Source organism: Enterococcus sp. CR-Ec1 (genome assembly GCF_002850555.1).
GTDB classification, from domain to species: domain Bacteria; phylum Bacillota; class Bacilli; order Lactobacillales; family Enterococcaceae; genus Enterococcus_D; species Enterococcus_D entomosocium.
On record NZ_CP025223.1, the window covers coordinates 1,398,849 to 1,421,445 of the forward strand.

A 22,597-nucleotide genomic window follows, 5' to 3' on the forward strand; every position below is an offset into this window, starting at 1 on the left:
TTATAAGAGGAAGGGGTCTTATGTCAAAATTATTTGCTTTTTTTAGAGTAAAGTTTCACAATGATTTTCATCCCCATACTAAAGGGATGATCTCTGTACATAATGGGTATAGCTTGTTGTTTCTTTTTAATTTGCTGCTGTTTTTCTTTGCCATGTTGTTTTTCGATCCAAGGGTGGCAGTCGAAGAGCTCAAGTTGATTTTATTTTCGGAAAGTCATCTTGTGACAGATTATATTGCTATGACTTCTGTAGGGTCGGCTTTATTAAACAGCAGTTTGATGACGATTGTAGCGATCTCGATTTGCTATCATTATCGGGTGCCGATCACAGGAGGCGCGGTGTCTGCTATCTTTATGGTGACTGGGTATGGTTTTTTTGGGAAAAATCTACTAAATTTTATCCCGATATTTTTAGGCGTCCGTCTGTATTCGTATTTTATGAATGAACCATTGAAAAAATTTCTGTTGATTGCCTTGTATGGATCGTCGGTTTCTCCAATCGTCAGCTATTTTGCATTCAATGACTCACTACCGCCTTATTTTAGCTTGGTGATGGGGTACGGTATTGGAATTTTTACCGGTTTTTTGATGGTTCCCATGGCCTTATATTTTCAAGGACTATTTCAAAGCGTCAGTTTATACAGTGCTGGATTCACTTCAGGAATGTTGTGTACATTAGTCGCCGCTATCTGTCGGATGTTTGGCCTAACGATTGAGCTAAGAACATTGGTGTCGCAAGAACAGCAGCCGCGTTTGATTCTCATGATGCTGGTTTTAGGAAGTGTGTTCGTAGGCTATGGGTCACTGATGGCAATCAAGAAAAAACGATTGAATATGCGAGCGATTTGGTCTCATAGTGGCAAAATCGAACGAGATATCTTACGTGATACCGGCGTTTATAATACGATGATCAACATGGGATTGATGACGTTTTTGCTTGTGGCATATGTCGTCAGTATTGGTGCGGTTTTAAATGGACCAGTTATCGGTGCGATCTTTTGCGTCATCGGCTTTTCTGCTTGTGGCTCTCATGTCTTTAACTCGCTGCCTTTATTGGCAGGGGTGACGATTGCCAATCTATTGAGCGTATACACCATCAACGAGACGGTTACAGTCACGTCAGCGATTTTTGCGATGATGCTCTGTGCAGTAACAAATGCCTATGGCTGGAAAGGCGGCTTGGTGGTCGGTTTTGTGCACGCCTCAATGGTACTGAATATTGATTTCTTACATGGAGGTTTGAATCTGTATAACAATGGTTTTTCTGGCGGGCTAGTCGCCATGATGATCATTCCCTTATTGGATCTCAGCAAACAGCTTTGGCAAAAATCAGCCGATCAGGCGCAAGCTACCAAGGATGAAAAACCACAAATGGACTTGAAAGCACAAGAAAGCGAGCAGCCATTGGTCCCATTGGATCAAACAGAAGGAAAACCTAAATTTTCCGAGCCTGTGAAGGTATTAAAACCCGTTGCCCAAAAGAAACACTATAGGGTAGGCGAGTGGGAGTAGAAAAACCGCCAATGTCATTTGTTACTTGTTTAACAAGTAGGGAGTGCTTGCCTTTTCGTCGTTGGAAATAATGGGAAAATGAAGGCTCTTTGTCAATAAGGACTGATGAGTTGTGCAAAATCAAATCTGGGTCAGAATGAACCGCATTCTGGCTCAGATTTTTTGTTATCTTACATTGATTAATTGATTGATCAAAAAGATTCTAATTCTCATGTTCTCGAATGATTTAAATCCGTAGGATACTCGTTTCATTGTCTTTATGTGGGTATTCTTCGCTTCTATTTTTCCATTGGAATAAGGATAGATCATTGCGTTGGTGATGCCTTCTTCATAGGTCAGAAGGTTTTGAAGCTTCTCCCGAAAGCCGTCATCTAACGTTTCGGGAAGTTCTGCCAATATGCAGAAAAATAAGTCAGGGTCTTTGTCTCGAAAGGCTTCAACTAATTCATGAAAAAAGGGATACGCCTCCTTCAGGGGCGTAGAAAACTCAAGCAATCGATCAATCATCATTGCTTCAGTAAGAAATGGGTATTTTGGTGCTCGGAAACTTTTCCATGTTTTGTATTCATAATGGTTGATGTTTGCACGATTTTTTAGCAAAAAGCGCCAGTTCTTTTTCAGTTTTTCTGCCTGGCTTTTCTGTCCTACTTTACGAAGTTCATTCATTTCACGGATACGCAACTCATTGAACGCTTGATTCATGTGTTTGACAATATGAAACCGATCAATCACTATTTTCGCATTTGGCAGAACACGTTTGGTGAGCTGGAAGTAGGCAGCGTTCATGTCTGTAACCAAGAATTCTACTTCTTCTGGATTGGTACAACCTAAGAAATAGCTTGTTAATCGAGGTAATTTACGCGTAGGCAAAACATCTATTAATTTTCCTGTTTCGCCATCTGCGCAAATAAAGCTCATTTTATCTTCTATGGAAGCATGCGAACGAAATTCATCAACCATCAATACTCTGGGGAGAATCTTCTTAGATTGCTTTGGTAAATAGCTTTTAAACTCTTTCAATGTACGAATAACGGTGGTCAAAGATACCTGACAGCTTTTCGCAATAAAAGATAAAGATACTTTTTCAGTCAGTAAAGAAGCAATTTTATATCTAACATGATTTGCGATTGAATGTCTGGGTTGGACAAAATAACTTTGAGCAGTCCAATGGGTTCGGCAGTTTTTACAGGTATAGCGCTGTTTTTTTAGGCGCATAACCAAAGGCATATGATTGTATTGTTCAAAACGGACAATCGTTTCCTTCTTCCCATTTTTCACTATAATTGCTTTCCCGTTTCCATCTACCACAGTAGAACCACAACTTCTACAAGCACGAGGAGCAGGCGAGAGAACAGCATCGACGACCAACGTCTTTTTCTTCTGAAGGGTCTCGTAAGAGACCTCTATAATCATCAAATCTTTCTCTATTATTCTCAGCATTTTTTTGATAGAATCATTCATATAGCATATCGTCCTCTCAGTTGTTTATTTTGTGGTGATTTAATCATACTAGAGAACGATATGTTTTTTAATACCTAAAATGAAAATGGGACTGAAGAATCAATTCTGATTCATCAGTCCCATAAATTATAGAGCCAAAATGAAAACCAACCAAGAACAAGCAACGATTGGTTGTTCTTGGTTGGTTTTTATTCGTGTTCATTTCTAAAAAAACATCAACGATTGGCTTCTAAGATTTCTGCCTGTAGGCGTTGGGCAGTCGGCGTCATGGCTAGACCACCTTCAGCCGTTTCTTTGAAAATGCTAGGCATTTGTCGTCCGACTTGATACATCGCTAAGACCACTTCATCAGGTGGGATGACACTTTCGATTCCTGCTAATGCCATGTCGGCAGAGATAAAGGCCTGGGAAGATCCCAAGGCATTGCGCTTCACGCAGGGGACCTCGACTAAGCCCGCGACAGGGTCACAAATCAAGCCCATCATATTCTTGAGGGTGATCGCCACCGCTTGAGCCGCTTGGTGGGGGGTGCCACCTTTTGCACAAACCAAAGCCGCCGCTGCCATTGCGCTAGCAGAACCGATCTCTGCTTGACAACCGCCTTCGGCACCGGAAATCGAGGCATTGTTGGCAATCACCAGGCCAAAGGCGCCGGCTGTAAACAAAAAGTCGACTTGTTGCGCTCGAGTCAGTGCCAAACGCTCACGTACGGCCATCAATACACCAGAAACAACACCCGCACTACCGGCAGTCGGTGTTGCACAGATCAAGCCCATTTTCGCATTGACTTCGTTGACTGCAATGGCATTTTGGACCGCTTGTAGAATGGTTTCTCCGCTTAAAAAATCACCGGCAGCAAGGTAGTCGTTCATGCGAGTCGCATCGCCGCCGGTCAATCCCGTCACCGATTTTACACCAGCGACACCTTCAGCGACTGATTGTTCCATAACAACTAAATTCTTTTCCATGATTGCAAGGATTTGTTCGCGACTACGACCAGTATTTTCTGCTTCGATCGCAATCATCATCTCTGCAACGGAAGGATAATTTTTACTTTCTATTACTAACTCTTCTATTGTATAGAACATGTGCTTATCTCCTTTAATCAAAATACGCAGCGCTGTAAACGTGCGGCAAAACTTTGATTTGTTGCGCCAGCTGATCATTGCGCTGATCGACTTCGATGATCATGATTGCTTTATCACCGACAGCTTCTCTCGTAACGGTCATCGTACCGATATTGATTTGAGCCTCTGATAGTAAATTGGTTACTTTCGCAATCATTCCCGGAACATCTTGATGGACGATCACATAAGTAGGGGTACCCAGTGTCAGAGAAATTTTGAAGCCGTTAAGCTCTGAGATTTGAATGTTGCCACCACCTATCGAGATGCCAGTGACAGATAGTTTGTGGCTACCTTTTGTCAAAATCATCTTGACCATATTCGGATGTTCCGCTTTTTCTTTTTTAGGGACGAATAAGACTTCGATCCCTTTCTCATAAGCGATTTTTAAAGAGTCCGCTAGGCGAGCATCATCTGGCTCCATGCCTAAGAGACCGCCAACTAACGCAATATCGGTTCCATGACCGCGATAGGTTTTAGCAAACGATTCATACAACAGGATATCTACACTGTCTGGCTGTTCGCCAAAAATACTGCGAACGATTTTTCCGATCCGGGCAGCACCGGCGGTATGAGAACTGCTGGGACCCACCATGATGGGTCCGATTATGTCAAATACACTGCGGTATTTTAATTGTTCCATTTTTTTCACCTCGATAGTAGTAAACGAATAGGGAAGAATTCCAGTAGTAGTGTAGCATAAAAAAATGAGAGAATGAAAAAAGCAGACCAAAAGCAAGTGATTTTTATTTCTTTTTTTAGCGATGGACTAACGAAAAGCGCTGGTGAGCATTTTTTCAAAAAAATCAGCTGAAAAACCTTGAATTATTCCATAAAGATGCTATAATATTCCAGTGTGCTTTCGTCACACGTTTTTTGTGTGTGCACATGAATCACCAAAGTGGGAGGAGAAATTTGGATCTCCAATTAACCACATCACGGACTCAAGGAGGTATGTCTCGTGGCAAAAAAAGTAGAAAAAATCGTTAAATTGCAAATTCCTGCAGGTAAAGCAACACCAGCTCCGCCGGTAGGTCCTGCGCTAGGTCAAGCGGGTATCAACATCATGGGATTCACTAAAGAATTCAATGCTCGTACAGCTGATCAAGCAGGTTTGATCATTCCAGTAGTGATCTCTGTATACGAAGACCGTTCATTTACTTTCGTTACAAAAACACCACCAGCAGCAGTATTGTTGAAAAAAGCAGCAAACGTTGAAAAAGGTTCAGGCGAACCAAACAAAACAAAAGTTGCAAAAGTTTCACGCGATCAAGTAAAAGAAATCGCTGAATTGAAAATGGAAGACCTAAACGCAGCTGACGTTGAAGCAGCAATGCGCATGGTTGAAGGAACTGCACGAAGCATGGGGATCACTGTAGAATAATTACAGCCCTAAGGAAGTAGCTTCTCAGTCGGCTTCATATTGAAAAATATGGGACACGTGGGAGGTTCTACCGTTATAACCACATCAAGGAGGAAACAAAATGGCTAAAAAAAGCAAAAAAATGCAAGAAGCATTGAAAAAAGTTGATGCTACAAAAGCTTATTCAGTTGAAGAAGCAGTAGCTTTGGCAAAAGAAACAAATATTGCAAAATTCGACGCAACGGTTGAAGTTGCTTACAAATTAAACGTAGACCCTAAAAAAGCGGATCAACAAATCCGTGGCGCGGTTGTATTACCAAACGGTACTGGTAAAACACAAACAGTTTTAGTTTTTGCTAAAGGCGATAAAGCCAAAGAAGCAGAAGCAGCTGGTGCTGATTTCGTTGGTGACGACGATATGGTTCAAAAAATCCAAGGTGGCTGGTTCGATTTTGACGTTGTTGTTGCAACGCCTGACATGATGGCTACTGTTGGTAAATTAGGTCGTGTATTAGGCCCTAAAGGTTTGATGCCTAACCCTAAAACTGGTACAGTAACAATGGACGTAACAAAAGCAGTTAACGAAGTAAAAGCTGGTAAAGTTACTTACCGTGTTGACAAAGCTGGAAACATCCACGTACCAATCGGAAAAGTTTCTTTTGAAGATGACAAATTGATTGAAAACTTCAAAACGATCCATGAAACATTGTTGAAAGCTAAACCTTCAGCAGCAAAAGGTCAATACATGAAAAATATCTCAGTTACAACAACATTTGGTCCTGGGATCCATGTAGAACAAGCTTCTTTCTAATTTAATACAAAAATTCAAAACTTTTATTGACTTGACTACCTTATCTATGGTAAAGTAGTCAAGGTTAAAAGTTTAACTGTACCGAAGACAGTAGGTGGCATTTGCCTTAATTTCCTACCGAGGACGTTTATTGAGAATCTTCAATAGTCCCTCTATGTCTACGGTGGCATAGAGTTTTTTTATTGTCCTTTATAGGACAAAGGAACAGTTTGTTTCGAAGAAACTCTTCCATCAAAATCAGGAGGTGAAATATAAATGAGTGAAGCAGCTATCGCTAAAAAATCCGCGATCGTTGATGAAGTGAGTGCAAAATTCTCTGCAGCCGCATCTGTAGTCGTTGTTGACTACCGTGGACTAACTGTTGATGAAGTAACTCGCTTACGTAAACAATTGCGTGATGCAAACGTTGAGATGAAAGTTATCAAAAACTCAATTCTTTCTCGTGCTGCTGAAAAAGCTGGTCTAGAAGGTTTAGGTGAAGTATTCACTGGCCCTACTGCCGTAGCATTCAGTAACGAAGACGTTGTTGCACCTGCAAAAATCATTAACGATTTCGCAAAAGACGCAAAAGCTTTAGAAATCAAAGGCGGTATCATCGAAGGCAAAGTTTCTTCATTGGAAGAAATTACTGCATTGGCGAAATTGCCAAACCGCGAAGGACTTCTTTCTATGTTGCTATCTGTGCTACAAGCACCTATCCGCAACGTGGCTTACGCTGTCAAAGCAGTGGCAGAAAAAGAAGAAGATGCAGCATAATTGCCGCATAATTTTTCAGTATTAAAAACTAAACTACTTACTTAAATGGAGGAAAACAAAATGGCATTGAACATTGAAAACATTGTCGAAGAGCTAAAAGGCGCGACAATCTTAGAATTAAACGATTTAATTAAAGCTATCGAAGAAGAATTTGGCGTATCTGCTGCAGCTCCTGTAGCTGTAGCTGGTGGAGCTGGCGATGCTGGTGCTGCTGAAGAACAAACTGAATTCACTGTAGAATTGACTGCAGCTGGCGATCAAAAAGTTAAAGTTATCAAAGCAGTTCGTGAAGCAACTGGCTTAGGCTTGAAAGAAGCGAAAGCAGTCGTTGACGGAGCTCCTTCAGCAGTTAAAGAAGGCATCTCTAAAGACGAAGCTGAAGCATTGAAAGCAGCTTTAGAAGAAGTTGGCGCTTCAGTAACAGTTAAATAATTTTTCTTAGTGTCAAATCCTTTTGTATGAAGGGATTTGGCGCTTTTTTTGTTAGAGGCTGAGATTCCTAAAAAGTAATAAGCAGCGATCCTCGTTTTTTTATGAGCGAGGATCGCTGCTTATTTTTTTCGAAATTGTTGGAATAAGAACACGAAAATAAAAAAGAAAAATGCTTCCCACAACGTTGTGGTCCAACTAAAGCTGCGGTTAATACCAAAAACGAGATTACCAATATTGGAAACCACCAAATACAAGGCTGTTGCTAGCAAAGAATAGCCGAATCGTTTGCCCATCATTACGCCTCCCTTTGCTATGATTGTAACAAGTCAAAAGAGTTGTGGCAATCAATTCTGATGCAGTGATGATAAATTGATCGATAGTAAGAGAAAAACCGAACGGTCCGTAGTGATCGTTCGGTTGAAGAGGATGTAGCCCGGTTCGCTTAATCCAATGGAACATCAAAGATCCAACCGGTTGGTGCCGAAATATCGCCGAATTGAATGCCGGTCAATTGGTCATACAATGCTTTTGTTTGTGGACCAACTTCCGTTTCGCTATAGAACACATGGAAATCCTCGCCGTTTTGGATCCCGCCGATCGGGGAAATAACAGCAGCTGTTCCGCAGGCACCCACTTCGACAAAACGATCCAGCTCATTGAGATAAACATCACCTTCCACAGGGGTCAATCCTAATGAATGTTGCGCTAGATGCAGCAATGAATATTTTGTGATACTTGGTAAAATAGAAGGAGATTTTGGTGTCACAAATTCATTAGCAGCCGTGATCCCGAAAAAGTTGGCAGAACCGACTTCTTCGATTTTGGTATGCGTTTCTGGATCAAGGTAGATGCAATCGGAAAATTTCCGTTGATGGGCTTCGTATCCAGGTAACAAACTCGCCGCATAATTTCCACCAACTTTGGCTGCGCCAGTACCATTTGGTGCCGCGCGATCATAATCAGAAACAATGAAATTGGTTGGTGTCAATCCGCCCTTAAAGTAAGGTCCGACCGGCATACAAAAAACCGTAAAAATATACTCTGGTGCTGGGCTTACACCGATATTTTCTCCGACGCCAATCAATAGAGGACGAATATACAAGGTGGCGCCGCTGCCATAAGGCGGAACATATTCCTGATTTGCTTTTACTACTTGTTTTACCGCATCTAAGAAAAAGGCCTCAGGAACCTCTGGCATACGCAGGCGATAGGCACTGCGTTTCATCCGTTTGCTATTTTCGTCTGGACGGAACAAATTGATGCCGCCATCTTTTCTTCGGTAGGCTTTTAGTCCTTCAAAACATTGCTGTCCATAATGAAGAGCGGTTGATCCCTCGTGGATATGCAGATAATTATCCTCGGTAAGTTCGCCTTCATTCCAAGAACCGTCTTTCCATGTTGCCAAAAAACGCCATGGCGTTTTGATATAAGAAAACCCTAAATTTGACCAATCGATTGTCATTCGTTCACACCCTTTTTTAATTTTTCTAAGTATAGCACTTCAGAAAAGAAATGTCATTATTTTCTGAAAATTCTTCTGTAAGAATATTTGGTGACAGTGACGTGTAAAGAAAGGGGAACCGATCTTTGCTTGTACGAGTTCCCCAGATTGTTTTTCTACAAGTTCTGTGCTTCAATGAGAGTATAAAAAAACAAAAAAGGGGGAACGTTTGTGATTGAGGAAGTGTTGACGGACAGTCTGGGGATCGCTGCTGCGTATCGACGATTGAAACCAATCATGATCCATACACCACTTGCACCAAGTAATATTTTAGGCAAAGAAAAAGAGGGCACGATATTTTTGAAATTAGAAAATCTACAGCGTACCGGCTCCTTTAAAGCGCGGGGGGCGTATAACAAACTCGCGTCATTGACTGATGCAGAAAAACTTCGCGGTGTCATTGCCTGTTCTGCAGGAAATCATGCGCAAGGTGTTGCTCTCGCCGGATCGTTACTGGGGATCAATGTCCGAATCTTTATGCCATTAACGGCTGCCAAAACAAAAATAGAGGCGACAAGAAGTTATGGCGCACAAGTCGTTTTAGCAGGAGAGACGTTTGATGAAACCAAACAACTGACACTAGACGCCATGAAAGATAGTGGCGAAGTATTTGTCTCTCCCTTTGATGATCGTGCAGTAATGGAGGGGCAAGGAACGATTGCGATCGAACTGTTGGAGGATCTTCCAGATGTTGATAATGTCATTATTCCCATCGGCGGTGGTGGGTTGATTGCTGGGATTGCTTTAGCCTTAAAAGAACTTCGTCCAGAAGTCAAAATCATCGGCGTTCAATCCTATGGCGTTTATGGCATGATCGCCTCACTTTGGCAGCAAAAGCTAGTAGCCAATCGCCGCAGTAGAACGATCGCCGATGGCTGTGATGTTGCTTTGGCAGGGGAACTGACCTATGATGTTTTAAAGACCCGTATCGATGAAACGGTCTTAGTTGAAGAATCCGATATCGAACAAGCGATCCATTACTTAGCATTGAGGGAAAAAGTCATCGCAGAAGGGGCTGGTGCATTAAGTACGGCGGCGATTTTAAGCGGACAGATCGATCATTTGCTTCGAGGAAAGAAAACTGTGGCATTGGTCTCCGGCGGCAATATTGATTTCTCTGTGTTTAAGGAAATCATCTGAGTGCAACAAGCCTTCCAAAAAAGAAAGAAGAGACCTGATTAGACATTCTCCTAATTGGGTCTCTTCTTTTAAATTCAAAGCAGGCGCTCAGATGATTACTTTGGGAGAGAAAGTATTGTTTCGATCCACTGTCCAAAGGTTGTTACATATTTCAACGGTCCGACCAATGTAAATCGTGCCATCGTTGGGTTGATTTTTTCAAAGTAAAAACGCCGACTTTCCCCTGAGTAAAGTGCATTGAACTCATCAATAACGATTTTTTTTTGCTGTTGTAGCAATTCCTCTGATTCAATAAAGAAATCAATGGCAAGTAAGCTTTCGGGTATCTGTTTTTCTGAACGTATTGAAGCAAAAGAAAGCAGGGGATCTTCAAATGGTTCGCCCATAAACGAAGCCACATCTTTGTAAGAAAAGCGCCACTGCCCGCCAATTTTTGTCCCTTTAAGTTGGTTGGTCTTTTGATAATTTCGGATGGTTCGAGTCGTTACGCCCAGTTTTTCAGCGACTTCTTCAACGGTATAATAATCTTTCATCGGTTCCTCCTACAAAGCGATTGTACGATCACAAAAGCGTTGCTCCTCTTTCTTATGACTAGTATAGATGATCATGCGTTTTTCTGCATGTTTTTTTAAACACTTCATAATCTTTTCGGCAGCTTCATCATCAAGGCTGCTGGTAGCTTCGTCTAAAAGAATGATTTCGGCATCACTTAATAATATGCGAGCTAGAGCGATTCTTTGCTTTTCTCCTCCAGACAAGTCGGCACCATTTTCCGCAAGCCTGCTAGTCCATGAGCGCTGTTGAAAAATGGGCGCTAAAATACCAGAGGTTTCGATAATTGTTTTTTCTTCTCCCGTCATTTTTCTTCCCCATACAAGATTTTCTTCAATTGTCCGAGAGAGAATCGTAGGGTCTTGAGCAAGGTAGAGGGTTTTATCTGTTTCAGGGTTTCTTGGCTTGATGCGTTTACTCTTCGTTGAAAGCGAAATTCCTTCTGATGGATAAAGGCCAGCAATTGCCTTTAAAAACGTTGATTTTCCTTTTCCTGAAGCGCCAGCCAAGTAAATATGTTCACCAGGTTTCAAGGTTTCTTCAATGGGAAAGGAAAAGCTGTGGTTGCCAATGGATACGACAGGGTGGTCGAAAGTAAGACTCAGAGTAGCTTCACACGTTTGGTTCCAGCGGTCATCGGGAGCAGCCAATTCTTCGTTAACAAAACGTTGATTGGTCCTCAGAGTAGCTGTATCAAGATTGATTTTCGTTAAACCACTTAATGCAGAAAAGTAAATGGGTAATAGCACGCCAATCAAAATCAACGCAGAGGTTGGCAGTTCATCTTGTAATATTCCTTGAATCATAAACAAATAGACGCCGATCTGGGCGATCTGATTGATCGCATTAAGGACTAAACTAGTCGTTTGGGCAAAAGTATTGGTGTTTGCTAATGTTTGATACATCGATGTCAATTGAGAGGAAAACAGCTGCTCAAGAACAGCGTCACTCCATTGCTTCATTGTATCAATATGGGACAATGTTGTTAACATTTCCTTATTGCTAAGAGCAAATGCTTCTTGCATATTTTTCATCTTAATACTCAACTGTTGATTGATCCATCGAAACCCAAAAACATTGATGGGAAATAGCGATAGTAAAATGAAACCCAGTAAATAATGCAATTGGAAACACAAAAAAAGTGGGATCAGCAATAAGAAAAAGCAGCGAATGGCTTCGCTAAAACTACCGCAAATAAACAAGTATAAGGAATCAACAACGCCAAAGATGCGGTTTAATAGATAAGTGGGCTCCTTTTCAGAGAGTTCTACATAACTCTTCCTTTTCATTTTTTTTAACAATTCTAAGAGATGGCGAACATTCATCGAAGCTGCATAGCGCTCTTTCATCACAATCAATAAGAATTGCGCGCAATAAGTAATACTTAATATGAACGCTAATAAGCCGACGAGATGATCAAAGCGCAGTGCGTGATCTTCTTGTAGAAGCAAAGGGAAAGCGAGGTTTGTCAGGACAGTCAAAAAAACTAGCAAACTACTCAAACTGATAAAAAGTTTATTGTTTCTAATAATTTCAAACATATAATCAACTCATTTCCTATATTTTCCTAAATAGTAGATGTTTTTATGAAAATTGTCAACAAAAAAAGAGTTCCTGATTAAAGGAACTCTTGAAAAATTAAAAGCTGCGTCCGCCGCCGCCGAATGTTCCGCCACCAGAAGAGTGGGTCGTACTGCCACCGCCGCCGCCAGAAAAACCGCCACCACCGCCTCCACCATTATTCGAAGGACGGGGGATGCGTCTGGTTGTGACAAAGGAATTGACTAAGCGATCTTCTTTTTGGGTCAGATCAATACTTGATTTTTCTAGATAGTTAAATTTGTAGCCGCCCATTTTTAATTGGTAACGGGATTTAACAATGATGAAAAAAGCGATACTGATCACTGCCGCGATCGCTAAGCAAATAGCAATTTCTAGTGGCGTTATCACTTTGTAATAAGTAATTTTTCCGGTATCACGATCGATACGATAATGATCGGCAGGAACACCTGCTTCCACAAAACCCTCTGCTTTTTGCAGATAGACCAATGCAGCTTGATAATAATTTCCCTCTGCCATCTGGTCAAATACCGCATCAAGTAGCTTATCTAGACGTGAATCGGTAAGATAATCGATCATATTTCCGGAAGTCGAAACGTGAAATTTCCGTTGCGCCATATCGATCACCAATGCCGAACCGTTGTTGTCGTTGCCGATCCGTCTTGAAAGATATCGATCAGTGTACAACTCGATATCTCCCGTATTGCTGTTTGTTGTTTGAATAAAAACTTCGCCTTTGATCTTTGCATTCAGCGCTTCTGCTTCTTCGTTCAACTTCTGGATCTCTTGTTCGGTAAAGAGTCCAGCGTGGTCTGCGACTGTCTCTTCGGCTGCGAAGGCGGGCAGGGCGGTTAAGAAAAAACCAACCAGCAGTAACAACAAATAAGATAGTTTTTTCATAAGAAATACGCTCCAATCAATGCGAGGATGGTCGTTGCCGCGAAAATTGCGCCACTGACGATTCCCAAGCGCTTGTAACTAATCGGTAAAACACCGCTGACTTTTCCGGTTTGCCCATTCATCGCATAATAAAAGGCACTCTTGTTTTCATCATCGGCTCGATAGGTCACTAGCCATACAGGAAGCAAAACGTAGTTGTTTTCTTCTTTTGTTAGATTGATGGAACGATTGTTGCGTTTAAAACTAGTATAGCCATTGACGGTACCTGCTAGCAGATTTTCAGCATAACCCGATAATTCGTTTTTGACTTCGTCAGAAAGATCAATGTATTCAATGTCTCTTTTTTCTGCTTGGAAGCCGGCTAAATATTGACTGCGAAAATTAACAGCTTTTTCAAGGGGAAACGGCTGAACGCCAGTCACCATTTTTTGCTGAACGTTTTTTGACAGCGCATGCTTGAGCAATTCATTCACCTTGATTTTTCCTCGTCGCAAGACATCGTATTGTTTGTGCTCAGTATATTCAATATCACCAACGCGCCAAATACGCAAAGAGGTACCCATACCTGAAAGCGAGCCATTCATCTCAGCATCGACGACCCAATAAGGGAAGTACACACCAGTCAATTTCTCTACTTGTGCTTGATCGAAGAAATCCCGTGGCACAAATTTTTTCTTTTGCGCCCATTCTAAGAATTTCGCAGTTGCTTCTTCCTTTTCGATGGCAAAAGGGAGGACTTTGTTAGGTAAAAATTCTCCTGAAAGCCGTCCCGACAAAACGACCGGGTTATGGCAAAAGTAGCAATAGGTTGCGGCTGTAGTCGCATCCGTCACGATTTCAGCACCGCAGCTGGGGCAGGTGAAAAGGTCCATCTGCCCCGCTTGTGCATCGGCTTGCTCTCTAACTTCTTCTTGAAGGGACGGTTCAGTCTCGGTCGCTGCAGAAGGATCTGAGACAGGAGTATCGGCCATCTGCGCTTCTTTTTGCTTTTCTTCGAAGGCAGTGACTTCGTCTTCAGTAAAAATACTCAGACAAAATGGACAATGAAATTTTTGATCACCAGGTTCAAAGGTTAAAGCGCCCCCACAATTGGGGCACTTATGTGTGATAACATCCATCAGCAATCCTCCTCAATTAGTCTACTGGGACACCTTTGAAAGGTTTGCCGCAATTCGGACAGAATTTTGGAATGCCGTTGGCTAAATCGATCACTTCACCACAATCGCTGCATTTCATTTTCAGGCTTGGTCCATCGCTCGTTGGTTTTGGCGTCCCGCAATTGCTGCAGAATTTACCAGTATTAGAGGTGCCGCATTGTGGACAGTCCCAATGATCTGCGCTGTTTTGTGCGGAAGCCTGTTGCTGCTGCATCTGCTGCTGGTTGTTTTGAGACGCTTGGTTCAAATAACCGCCGCCAGCGTTCATCCCCATGCCCATGCCAACAAACCCAGTCGTAGCCCCAGCGGCATTGCTACCGGCAGATTCCATACCACGAGCAACCGAACCTTGAACATAGCCTTCACGAATCGAAGGGTCGCCTAACATTGCCCCTTGGTTCCGCATGTTGATCAGTTTTACGGAATCATCCGTATAAGAGATGCTCGCTACGGCAACAGAAACGATTTCCATGCCGCGGAGTTCTCGCCAGCTGTCATCAAGAACTGTTCCCATATATTTGCTTAATTCCATGCTCTTAGATGGAACGTAAGAAATTCGTTCGCCATCAGCGGACATTTTGTTGATCGCGGTTTGTAGGGCGGTCAAAAATTCAGCTAAGTACTGCTCATTGATGTCGTTGATATCGACTTGACTTTTGTTTTTTGGGATCGCATTCGTATAGAACAAAATTGGATCGGTAATTCGTAAGGAATAGTTTCCGTGCGCCCGTAAGAATAGCTCTGCGTTATAAAAGTTGTCAAAATAGTTCAAAGGCGATGAAGTACCGAAGCGAATTCCTTTGATTTCTTGAAGATTGATATAAAAAACTTGTTGTTTTTGTGGTGTAACGCCGCCAAACTTAAAGCGGTCGAAGGTTTCAGAAATCGCATCTTTCAATGAACCATTCAACATCGAAGGCGCTAATTCATTTTTGACGGTATAGTAGCCTTCTTCAGCGGTATAATCGATGATTCGCCCGCCATCAACCAATAACATCATCATATTCGGATAGACATGGATCACTGACCCATCAGTGATGACATCTTCCGTGCCTTTTCTGTTAGAACCGCGTTTGTCATTACGCCGCACTTTGACACCTTTTGTCATTACTGTCGAATCGCTCATATTGTCAGGCTCGATCACCTCTAGCCATTGATCTGCTAATCCGCCGCCAATTGCGCTTGTTGCCGCTTTGATAATACCCATTTTCAGTCCTCCTTTAAATTGTTTTCATCACAATAGATGAACGTAGATTCATTATACCATAGGAGGTGAGATTTACGTTATCAGTCTAAAGTTGGAGAAGAGGAATGGTCTTTTTTCTTGAAAATAGGGAGGAATAAAAGGATATAGTGAGTGAAAGCGCGCGGAATGGCTCTTCGAATTAAATTTCCATTTCTTTTAAGATTCCACCACGCAAACGGTGGTTTTTTTAGCTGATATTACGTATAATAGAAGGTAGCGAATTTTGAAATGAGTGTGGAAAACTATGGCCTATCAAGCATTATATCGTGTTTGGCGTTCTCAGCGTTTTGATGATGTTGTCGGACAAAAAGCAATTACCCAAACCTTAAAAAATGCAATCGATCAAAATCAAATCTCGCATGCTTACTTGTTTACGGGCCCTCGAGGAACCGGGAAAACAAGTGCAGCGAAAATTTTTGCCAAAGCCATCAATTGTCCGAACCAAGTCAATGGCGAGCCTTGCAATGAGTGTGACATGTGTCGCTCAATCACAGCAGGAACGCAAGAAGACGTGATCGAAATCGATGCGGCAAGTAACAACGGTGTAGAAGAAATTCGCTTTATTCGTGATCGTGCGAACTATGCACCGACCCAAGCAGAATACAAAGTTTATATCATTGATGAAGTGCACATGCTGTCAACAGGCGCATTTAATGCATTACTAAAAACATTGGAAGAACCACGGAAAAATGTTGTCTTTATTTTGGCAACAACAGAGCCCCATAAGATTCCAGCAACGATTATTTCCCGAACCCAACGATTTGATTTCAAACGGATCAATACGCAAGACATCGTGGGTCATTTGGAAACGGTCCTTACTACTAGCGAGATCAATTACGAAGCAGAAGCTTTACAGATCATTGCGCGAGCCGCAGAAGGCGGTATGCGGGATGCCTTGAGTATCACCGACCAGGCGATCGCTTTTAGTGATGGAACCGTAACGACCCAAGATGCTTTAGAAGTGACGGGCAGCTTGTCCTATGAAATGATGGACCGTCTGATGCAGGCTTGTGGGGAAAAAGAAGTTGCCGATGCGTTAGCGACCTTGCGGGAGTTATTAGCCTCTGGTAAAGAAGCCCGCCGTTTATTGGAAAACTTGTTGGTTTATTGTCGAGACTTGCTGATGTATCAACAAGCGCCGCAGCTGCTATCTGAAAAGTCTCTGCAGTTGACTGAAGCGTTTCAAACACTGGCAAAAATTACCCCGCCAGCAAAAATCTATCACTGGATCACGGTCTTAAACGATACGCAAAATGAAGTACGATTTACGAACAATCCTACGATCTATTTGGAAGTGGCTGTGGTCAAATTAGCCAATGATCCAGAAAGTGCTGCTGTTGCCAGCAATTCAGCTGACAATAGTCAAGAAGTGGCGCAGTTACGTCAAGCACTGCAAAAACTTCAGGCAGAGGTGCAACGACTGCAAGAGAATCGACCGACAGGTGCCGTTGCTGAAACCACCGCGCCAGTGAAGAAAACCAAGGCGACCACTACGTTCCGTTTACCAAAGGAACGCGTGTTCCAAGTGCTGAAAAGTGCAACGAAGAAAGACTTGGCAAATGTTCGTAATGTTTGGGACGATCTTTTGATGTCTCTTTCCGTGACGCAAAGAGCTATGCTGCACTCCAGTGAAGCAAAAGCTGCCAGCGAATCGGGCGTCGTGATCGCTTTTGACTATGAGATCTTATGTCAGCGAGCAAGTAACGACCAAGAGTTTCAATTGATGATCCATAATCAATTGTCCCGTATGATCAAAGACTACGCCCCACAGGCTGTCTTTATTACAAAAGAAAGTTGGCCGACGCTACGACAAGAGTTTTTGGCTGGCGGTCAAGCAACGGAAGAGTCAGAAATTGAAGTAGAGCAAGAAGAGACCGAAGCCGCTCCTGTCGAACCAGAAAATGACGACTTAGTAACAAAAGCGCAAGAGTTATTTGGTGAATTAACCAGCATTGAAGAAAATTAATGAATATGGAGTGATGAATAATGATGCGAGGCATGGGAAATATGCAAGGCATGATGAAACAAATGCAAAAAATGCAAAAAGAAATGATGAAAGAACAAGAAGCACTAAACAGCAAAGAATTTATCGGCGAATCGACAAATGGCTATGTCAAAGCGACCTTTACTGGCGATAAGACGTTACAAGACATTGCTATCAATGAAGCAATCGTTGATGCTGACGATGTGGAAATGCTGCAAGATATGATCATTTTAGCCATCAATGACGGATTAAAGAAAATTGAAAAAGAATCGGAACAAACAATGGGCAAATATACAAGAAACATTCCGGGTCTATAAAAGGAGAAATGACGGTGCAATATCCTGAACCGATCGCCCGATTGATCGACAGTTACATGAAACTGCCGGGAATTGGACAAAAAACCGCAACACGTTTGGCATTTTATACGATTGATATGAAAGAAGAAGTCGTCAATGAGTTTGCTAAATCGTTGCTTAGTGTTAAACGAGATTTGCACTTTTGCAGTATTTGCGGAAATATAACGGAAGAAGATCCTTGTGAAATCTGCAGTGATCCCACAAGAGACAAAGAAACGATTTTAGTAGTTGAAGAGCCTAAAGATGTCATGGCATTAGAAAAAGTCCGCGAGTATCATGGACTTTATCATGTGCTGCATGGCGTGTTATCCCCGATGGAAGGGACAGGTCCAGAAGATATCAACATTGCATCCCTGATACAGCGGCTGCATGATGATCAGGTCAAAGAAGTGATCATTGCGACCAATGCGACCACGGAAGGCGAAGCGACGGCGATGTATATGTCGCGTTTGATCAAGCCTGCCGGTATTAAAGTCACGCGTTTGGCTCATGGCTTATCTGTGGGCAGCGATATTGAATACGCGGATGAAGTGACCTTGCTAAAAGCAGTAGAAGGTCGCCGAGAATTATAAAGATATTGGAGGCAATTAGGGTGAATGGATTGTTTATAACCATCGAAGGACCGGATGGTGCTGGAAAAACCAGTGTGATCGAAGAATTGTATCCTCGGTTACAGCTTGAAGCAACAAGAAAAATCGTTAAAACAAGAGAACCTGGCGGAGTTAAAATCGCTGAAAAAATTCGTAAAATTATTTTAGATCCGCGAAATGAAGAAATGGATGAGCGGACCGAAGCTTTACTTTATGCAGCGGCACGCCGCCAACACTTGATTGAGGTTGTCCTGCCGGCATTGAACGCCGGACACATCGTGATCTGTGACCGCTTTGTTGACAGTTCGCTTGCCTATCAAGGAGCTGGACGTCGCATCGGGATTCCTGAGATCGCACGGATCAACGAGTTTGCGACGGAAGGAACGACCCCTGATTTTACCTTGTATCTAGATGTTGACTCTGATACTGGCTTGCGTCGCATCCAAGAAAATCGTGCACATCAATATGACCGACTAGATTCGGAAGGATTGGAGTTTCATCAACGGGTTCGTCATGCGTATCTAAAGCTAGCGGAAGAAAATCCTGTACGCATTCATAAGATTGATGCTAGAATGGGGTTACAAGAAGTTGTTGAATCCAGCTATTCAGCAATCGTTGAATCGTATCCTGCTTACTTCAAATCAATCTAGGGTAGGTTGGATAACACAAAGGAGATGGTCCCATGAAATTAATTATGGCAATCGTACAAGACAAAGACAGTAATCGTTTGGCAAATGAGTTTATTGATGCCAATATCCGTGCTACAAAATTGTCATCAACGGGTGGTTTTTTAAAGGCTGGTAATAGTACGTTTATCATTGGTATTGAAGATGACCGTGTGCAAGATGCGTTAGAATTGATTAAAAAAACCTGTCAATCAAGAAAGCAATATGTCTCGACACCGATGTCACTAGATATATCCTTAGATGGTCAAGTTCCTTATCCAGTCGAAGTCGAAGTCGGTGGCGCCACCGTATTCGTGCTGCCAGTTGACGGATTCCATCAATATTAAAAAAGGAGCATTTCATGGAGGAGTTATTTCTACAAGAATACCAGCCTCTTGTTTTTGCCCAACTAAAAAAAAGTATCAAGCATGGGCGCATTGCTCATGCTTATCTTTTTGAAGGGGACAAGGGGACTGGCAAGCATGAACTAAGTCTATGGCTCGCAAAACGCCTTTTTTGTGCCAATGTACAAGAAGAAGCGCCATGTGGTGCATGCAGCAATTGTCTACGGATCGCCCAAGGAGAGCATCCTGACGTTATCCAAATTGAACCTGATGGGCAGATGATCAAAGTCGACCAGATTCGACAGCTGCAAGAGGAGTTCTCAAAAAGCGGCTTTGAAAGCCGTTTGAAAATCTTTATTTTGTCTCAAGCTGACAAAATGAACAACAGCGCTGCCAACAGTTTACTAAAGTTTTTAGAAGAACCAGTGGGAAACTTTCTGGCGATCTTAGAAACGGAGAGCCTTGGTCGTATTTTGCCAACCATCCAGTCTCGCTGTCAGATCATTCATTTCTCTCCTTTGTCAAAAGAAAAACTGCAAGAAAAGTTACAAGAAGAGGGACTTTCTAAAGAGACAAGCCGACTTCTAAGCCACTTGACCAATAGTTATCATAAAGCAGTTGAAATCTCGCAAGATGAATGGTTTAATGAAACTAAGGATGCTGTTAAGCGTTGGGTGAATTACCTTTTGAAGAAAGACCCGCAAGCATTTATTTTTGTTCAGAAAAAATTATTGGGTCTAGCAAAAGAAAAAAATCAGCAATCAGAAATCTTTTTGCTCTTGTTATTTTACTTTCAAGAGGAGCGGGATCGATTGTTGGGGCAAGGTTTATGGGGAAAAGAGATCAATCGTGCCATTGAAGCCGCATTGCAAGCACAAAAAAAGTTGCAAGCCAATGTGTCTTTCCAAGGTGTGGCAGAACAATTTTCCGTGAAAATCATCTATGGATAAAACGCAGCAGCCGGAAAAGGAGACCAGAGATGATCGAAGTTGTCGGAGTGCGTTATCATGACGTAGGCCAGATTTATTTTTACACACCGAAAAAACAGACCTATACTATAAATGACCAAGTCATCGTGGAATCACAAGATGCTAAATGTCTTGCCACAGTCGTCACCAAAAGCAGAGAAATGAATGAGAGCGATTTGCCTCAGGTAGTCAAACCTATCTTACGTCGGGCGACGAAGAAAGATTTGGAACAGGCAGCAGCCAATCAAAAGGCGGCAGATGAAGCGTTAAAAATTGGAAAAGAAAAAATCCGCGCACATCAGTTGCCAATGAAACTGATTCGAGTAGCCTATACCTTTGAGCGGACAAAACTGATTTTTTCGTTTACTGCAGAAAGCCGTGTTGACTTTCGCGAATTAGTCAAAGACTTGGCAAGTGAATTTCATACCCGGATTGAACTGCGCCAAATCGGTGTCAGGGATGAAGCGAAGGCACTAGGCGGAGTTGGGCCCTGTGGTCGCAAACTATGCTGTGCGACGTTTTTAGGGGATTTTATCCCTGTATCCATCAAGATGGCTAAAGATCAAGGACTTTCCTTGAATCCTGCGAAAATCTCAGGATTATGCGGTCGTTTGATGTGCTGTCTTAAGTATGAAAGTGAAGAATATGAGCGGGCGAAAAAAGAATTGCCGGATCGCGGCAAGGAAGTTGAAACGCCAGATGGCAAAGGACGTGTGGTTGGGCTGGACCTGTTGAGCCGAGTGATCAAAGTCCGTTTGCATGATCGGCAAACACCAATCGAATATGATTATGAAGAACTAGTGACAAAATAAGTAGGTGACCATAATGAGCATGGACAAACGATCAATATATGACGGATTGAATCAGTTAGAATCGGAGTTGCAAAATTCCTTAAATAATCTAGCGGAAATGAAGCAGTCTTTGCAAGAAATCGTCGAAAAAAATACGACATTAGAATTGGAAAATCAACGCTTACGTGAACACATTCGTGAGTTGAACCAAGTGGCAGATGCACCCGCTGAATCGGTCAAACAAGAACTTTCTAAATCACGAATGAATTTAGAAAAGATTTACGAAGAAGGATTTCATGTTTGTTATGACTTATACGGTTCTCGCAGAGAACATGATGAACCTTGTGCATTTTGTCTAGAAGTGATCTATCGTGAAAGCGGCAAATAACTGACTGACAGTCTAATAGGTTCGTTAGAAAAAAGATCAGTTTCCACTGGTCTTTTTTTCGAAAGGAGCAGTACATGCAAAAGCAACAAAGTTATAAACAAGACACTGGAAAACTGTATCTTGTTCCGACACCGATCGGGAACTTGGAAGATATGACGGTCCGTTGTGTCAAAATTTTAAAAGAAGCGGACCTGATCGCAAGTGAAGATACTCGCAATACCCAGAAATTGTTGAATCATTTTGAGATCTCGACACCGCAAAAAAGCTTACATGAACACAATTATAAAGAGCGAGTTCCGCATTTGGTAGAACAGCTGCAGATGGGCAAGACCATTGCCCAATGCAGCGATGCTGGTATGCCCTCCATCAGTGATCCGGGGCATGAATTAGTCAAGGCCTGTCTAGCTGAAGGAATCGCGGTGATTGCGCTTCCGGGACCTACGGCAGGTTTGACAGCGTTGATTGCTTCAGGCTTATCGCCGCAACCAAATCTTTTTTATGGCTTTTTACCTCGTAAGAAAAAAGAACAAAAACAAGCCTTGAGTGAATTAGCGACCCAGAAAGCAACGATGATTTTTTATGAGTCACCCTATCGAATCGCAGCGACGATTGAAACAATGCTAGAGGTATTTGGTGAACGTCAGGCAGTCATTTGCCGAGAATTGACAAAAATCCATGAAGAATACTTGCGAGGGACCTTTTCTGAATTGATCGACTATTTAGAGCAGCAGCCAATCAAAGGAGAATGCTGTCTGTTGGTGGAAGGCTCTTCTGAAATACATGAAATTGTTTATGAAGGAAGTTACGCAGAACAAGTAGCTGCCTTGATGGAAGAGGCCGAAATGTCCTCAAAAGAAGCAATCAAAGAAGTGGCTAAACGTAATCAAGTAAAGAAACAGCTTGTCTATCAAGCGTATCACCAAATAGAAGAGTAATCATACCGAGACTTCTCTCGGTATTTTTTTGTACCACACGCTCACTTATGTGATATTACCTA

At 42.3% G+C, this 22,597-nt stretch carries 25 protein-coding genes and 1 other annotated feature; of the genes, 15 read left to right on the top strand and 10 right to left on the bottom strand.

Annotation, left to right across the window (positions count from 1 at the left end; all coding sequences use genetic code 11):
- The first annotated feature begins 20 nt into the window (after window positions 1-20).
- Window positions 21-1,511: a DUF1576 domain-containing protein gene (locus tag CXM95_RS06695; protein WP_086372740.1), complete on the top strand. Its 1,491-nt coding sequence runs from the start codon at window positions 21-23 to the stop codon at window positions 1,509-1,511.
- A 165-nt stretch (window positions 1,512-1,676) separates the two neighbouring features.
- Here CXM95_RS06695 and CXM95_RS06705 read toward each other — a convergent pair whose 3' ends face one another.
- The 3 genes from CXM95_RS06705 to sdaAB all read right to left on the bottom strand — a co-directional run bounded on the left by CXM95_RS06705 (window position 1,677) and on the right by sdaAB (window position 4,739).
- Window positions 1,677-2,972 (bottom strand): ISL3 family transposase, encoded by a 1,296-nt coding sequence (locus CXM95_RS06705; protein ID WP_086298954.1) that lies wholly within the window; start codon window positions 2,970-2,972, stop codon window positions 1,677-1,679.
- A gap of 215 nt (window positions 2,973-3,187) precedes the next feature.
- On the bottom strand, window positions 3,188-4,060 hold the full coding sequence (gene sdaAA / locus CXM95_RS06710) for an L-serine ammonia-lyase, iron-sulfur-dependent, subunit alpha (RefSeq protein ID WP_008381622.1): 873 nt from the start codon (window positions 4,058-4,060) through the stop codon (window positions 3,188-3,190).
- A 13-nt stretch (window positions 4,061-4,073) separates the two neighbouring features.
- Window positions 4,074-4,739, bottom strand: coding sequence for an L-serine ammonia-lyase, iron-sulfur-dependent subunit beta (sdaAB, locus tag CXM95_RS06715; RefSeq protein ID WP_005229781.1), 666 nt, complete (start codon window positions 4,737-4,739; stop codon window positions 4,074-4,076).
- A 318-nt stretch (window positions 4,740-5,057) separates the two neighbouring features.
- Here sdaAB and rplK point away from each other — a divergent pair, with 318 nt between their 5' ends.
- The 4 genes from rplK (at window position 5,058) to rplL (ending at window position 7,458) form a co-directional block, all read left to right on the top strand.
- Window positions 5,058-5,480, top strand: a complete 423-nt coding sequence (rplK, locus tag CXM95_RS06725) for a 50S ribosomal protein L11 (protein ID WP_005229787.1) — start codon at window positions 5,058-5,060, stop codon at window positions 5,478-5,480.
- Between the two features lie 100 nt (window positions 5,481-5,580).
- The gene (gene rplA / locus CXM95_RS06730) at window positions 5,581-6,270 is read left to right on the top strand and encodes a 50S ribosomal protein L1 (protein WP_005229790.1); all 690 of its coding nucleotides are present in this window, start codon (window positions 5,581-5,583) and stop codon (window positions 6,268-6,270) included.
- A gap of 63 nt (window positions 6,271-6,333) precedes the next feature.
- Window positions 6,334-6,460, top strand: a sequence feature (ribosomal protein L10 leader region).
- 65 nt (window positions 6,461-6,525) lie between these two features.
- Window positions 6,526-7,026 carry a 50S ribosomal protein L10 gene (rplJ, locus tag CXM95_RS06735; RefSeq protein ID WP_005236672.1) on the top strand — a complete coding sequence of 167 codons (501 nt, stop codon included), beginning with the start codon at window positions 6,526-6,528 and terminating at the stop codon, window positions 7,024-7,026.
- Between the two features lie 60 nt (window positions 7,027-7,086).
- Window positions 7,087-7,458, top strand: a complete 372-nt coding sequence (gene rplL / locus CXM95_RS06740) for a 50S ribosomal protein L7/L12 (RefSeq protein ID WP_003127081.1) — start codon at window positions 7,087-7,089, stop codon at window positions 7,456-7,458.
- A gap of 119 nt (window positions 7,459-7,577) precedes the next feature.
- Here the strand turns inward: rplL and CXM95_RS18830 are convergent, their stop codons facing one another.
- A complete protein-coding gene (locus CXM95_RS18830) occupies window positions 7,578-7,751 on the bottom strand; it encodes a hypothetical protein (protein WP_005236653.1) in 174 nt (57 codons plus the stop codon).
- A gap of 149 nt (window positions 7,752-7,900) precedes the next feature.
- The gene (locus CXM95_RS06750) at window positions 7,901-8,920 is read right to left on the bottom strand and encodes a branched-chain amino acid aminotransferase (protein ID WP_101698927.1); all 1,020 of its coding nucleotides are present in this window, start codon (window positions 8,918-8,920) and stop codon (window positions 7,901-7,903) included.
- Window positions 8,921-9,130: 210 nt separating this feature from the next.
- On the opposite strand from CXM95_RS06750, the gene CXM95_RS06755 reads away from it, so the two are divergent.
- A complete protein-coding gene (locus CXM95_RS06755) occupies window positions 9,131-10,099 on the top strand; it encodes a pyridoxal-phosphate dependent enzyme (protein WP_005236650.1) in 969 nt (322 codons plus the stop codon).
- Window positions 10,100-10,194: 95 nt separating this feature from the next.
- Here the strand turns inward: CXM95_RS06755 and CXM95_RS06760 are convergent, their stop codons facing one another.
- The 5 genes from CXM95_RS06760 to CXM95_RS06780 form a co-directional block, all read right to left on the bottom strand.
- The gene (locus CXM95_RS06760) at window positions 10,195-10,632 is read right to left on the bottom strand and encodes a helix-turn-helix domain-containing protein (RefSeq protein WP_101698928.1); all 438 of its coding nucleotides are present in this window, start codon (window positions 10,630-10,632) and stop codon (window positions 10,195-10,197) included.
- Window positions 10,633-10,641: 9 nt separating this feature from the next.
- A complete protein-coding gene (locus tag CXM95_RS06765) occupies window positions 10,642-12,192 on the bottom strand; it encodes an ATP-binding cassette domain-containing protein (protein WP_016613270.1) in 1,551 nt (516 codons plus the stop codon).
- Between the two features lie 97 nt (window positions 12,193-12,289).
- Window positions 12,290-13,111 carry a TPM domain-containing protein gene (locus CXM95_RS06770; RefSeq protein ID WP_005236637.1) on the bottom strand — a complete coding sequence of 274 codons (822 nt, stop codon included), beginning with the start codon at window positions 13,109-13,111 and terminating at the stop codon, window positions 12,290-12,292.
- Window positions 13,108-14,229 carry a hypothetical protein gene (locus CXM95_RS06775; RefSeq protein WP_008381609.1) on the bottom strand — a complete coding sequence of 374 codons (1,122 nt, stop codon included), beginning with the start codon at window positions 14,227-14,229 and terminating at the stop codon, window positions 13,108-13,110. The genes CXM95_RS06770 and CXM95_RS06775 overlap by 4 nt, the downstream gene beginning before the upstream one ends.
- A gap of 16 nt (window positions 14,230-14,245) precedes the next feature.
- The gene (locus tag CXM95_RS06780; protein WP_016621227.1) at window positions 14,246-15,475 is read right to left on the bottom strand and encodes an SPFH domain-containing protein; all 1,230 of its coding nucleotides are present in this window, start codon (window positions 15,473-15,475) and stop codon (window positions 14,246-14,248) included.
- A gap of 283 nt (window positions 15,476-15,758) precedes the next feature.
- On the opposite strand from CXM95_RS06780, the gene dnaX reads away from it, so the two are divergent.
- The 9 genes from dnaX (at window position 15,759) to rsmI (ending at window position 22,535) form a co-directional block, all read left to right on the top strand.
- Window positions 15,759-17,480, top strand: coding sequence for a DNA polymerase III subunit gamma/tau (gene dnaX / locus CXM95_RS06785; RefSeq protein ID WP_016621226.1), 1,722 nt, complete (start codon window positions 15,759-15,761; stop codon window positions 17,478-17,480).
- A 20-nt stretch (window positions 17,481-17,500) separates the two neighbouring features.
- On the top strand, window positions 17,501-17,815 hold the full coding sequence (locus CXM95_RS06790) for a YbaB/EbfC family nucleoid-associated protein (protein WP_005236633.1): 315 nt from the start codon (window positions 17,501-17,503) through the stop codon (window positions 17,813-17,815).
- Window positions 17,816-17,829: 14 nt separating this feature from the next.
- Entirely contained in the window at window positions 17,830-18,426 is a 597-nt protein-coding gene (gene recR / locus CXM95_RS06795; RefSeq protein WP_005229813.1) for a recombination mediator RecR, read from the top strand.
- A gap of 20 nt (window positions 18,427-18,446) precedes the next feature.
- A complete protein-coding gene (gene tmk, locus CXM95_RS06800) occupies window positions 18,447-19,094 on the top strand; it encodes a dTMP kinase (RefSeq protein WP_005229815.1) in 648 nt (215 codons plus the stop codon).
- A 32-nt stretch (window positions 19,095-19,126) separates the two neighbouring features.
- On the top strand, window positions 19,127-19,456 hold the full coding sequence (locus tag CXM95_RS06805; protein WP_005229817.1) for a cyclic-di-AMP receptor: 330 nt from the start codon (window positions 19,127-19,129) through the stop codon (window positions 19,454-19,456).
- Between the two features lie 14 nt (window positions 19,457-19,470).
- The gene (gene holB / locus CXM95_RS06810; RefSeq protein ID WP_005236622.1) at window positions 19,471-20,403 is read left to right on the top strand and encodes a DNA polymerase III subunit delta'; all 933 of its coding nucleotides are present in this window, start codon (window positions 19,471-19,473) and stop codon (window positions 20,401-20,403) included.
- A 29-nt stretch (window positions 20,404-20,432) separates the two neighbouring features.
- Window positions 20,433-21,233 carry a PSP1 domain-containing protein gene (locus tag CXM95_RS06815; RefSeq protein WP_005236620.1) on the top strand — a complete coding sequence of 267 codons (801 nt, stop codon included), beginning with the start codon at window positions 20,433-20,435 and terminating at the stop codon, window positions 21,231-21,233.
- Window positions 21,234-21,252: 19 nt separating this feature from the next.
- Window positions 21,253-21,600: a DNA replication initiation control protein YabA gene (locus CXM95_RS06820; RefSeq protein ID WP_077452675.1), complete on the top strand. Its 348-nt coding sequence runs from the start codon at window positions 21,253-21,255 to the stop codon at window positions 21,598-21,600.
- Between the two features lie 74 nt (window positions 21,601-21,674).
- Window positions 21,675-22,535: a 16S rRNA (cytidine(1402)-2'-O)-methyltransferase gene (rsmI, locus tag CXM95_RS06825; RefSeq protein WP_005236618.1), complete on the top strand. Its 861-nt coding sequence runs from the start codon at window positions 21,675-21,677 to the stop codon at window positions 22,533-22,535.
- Window positions 22,536-22,597: the final 62 nt, after the last annotated feature.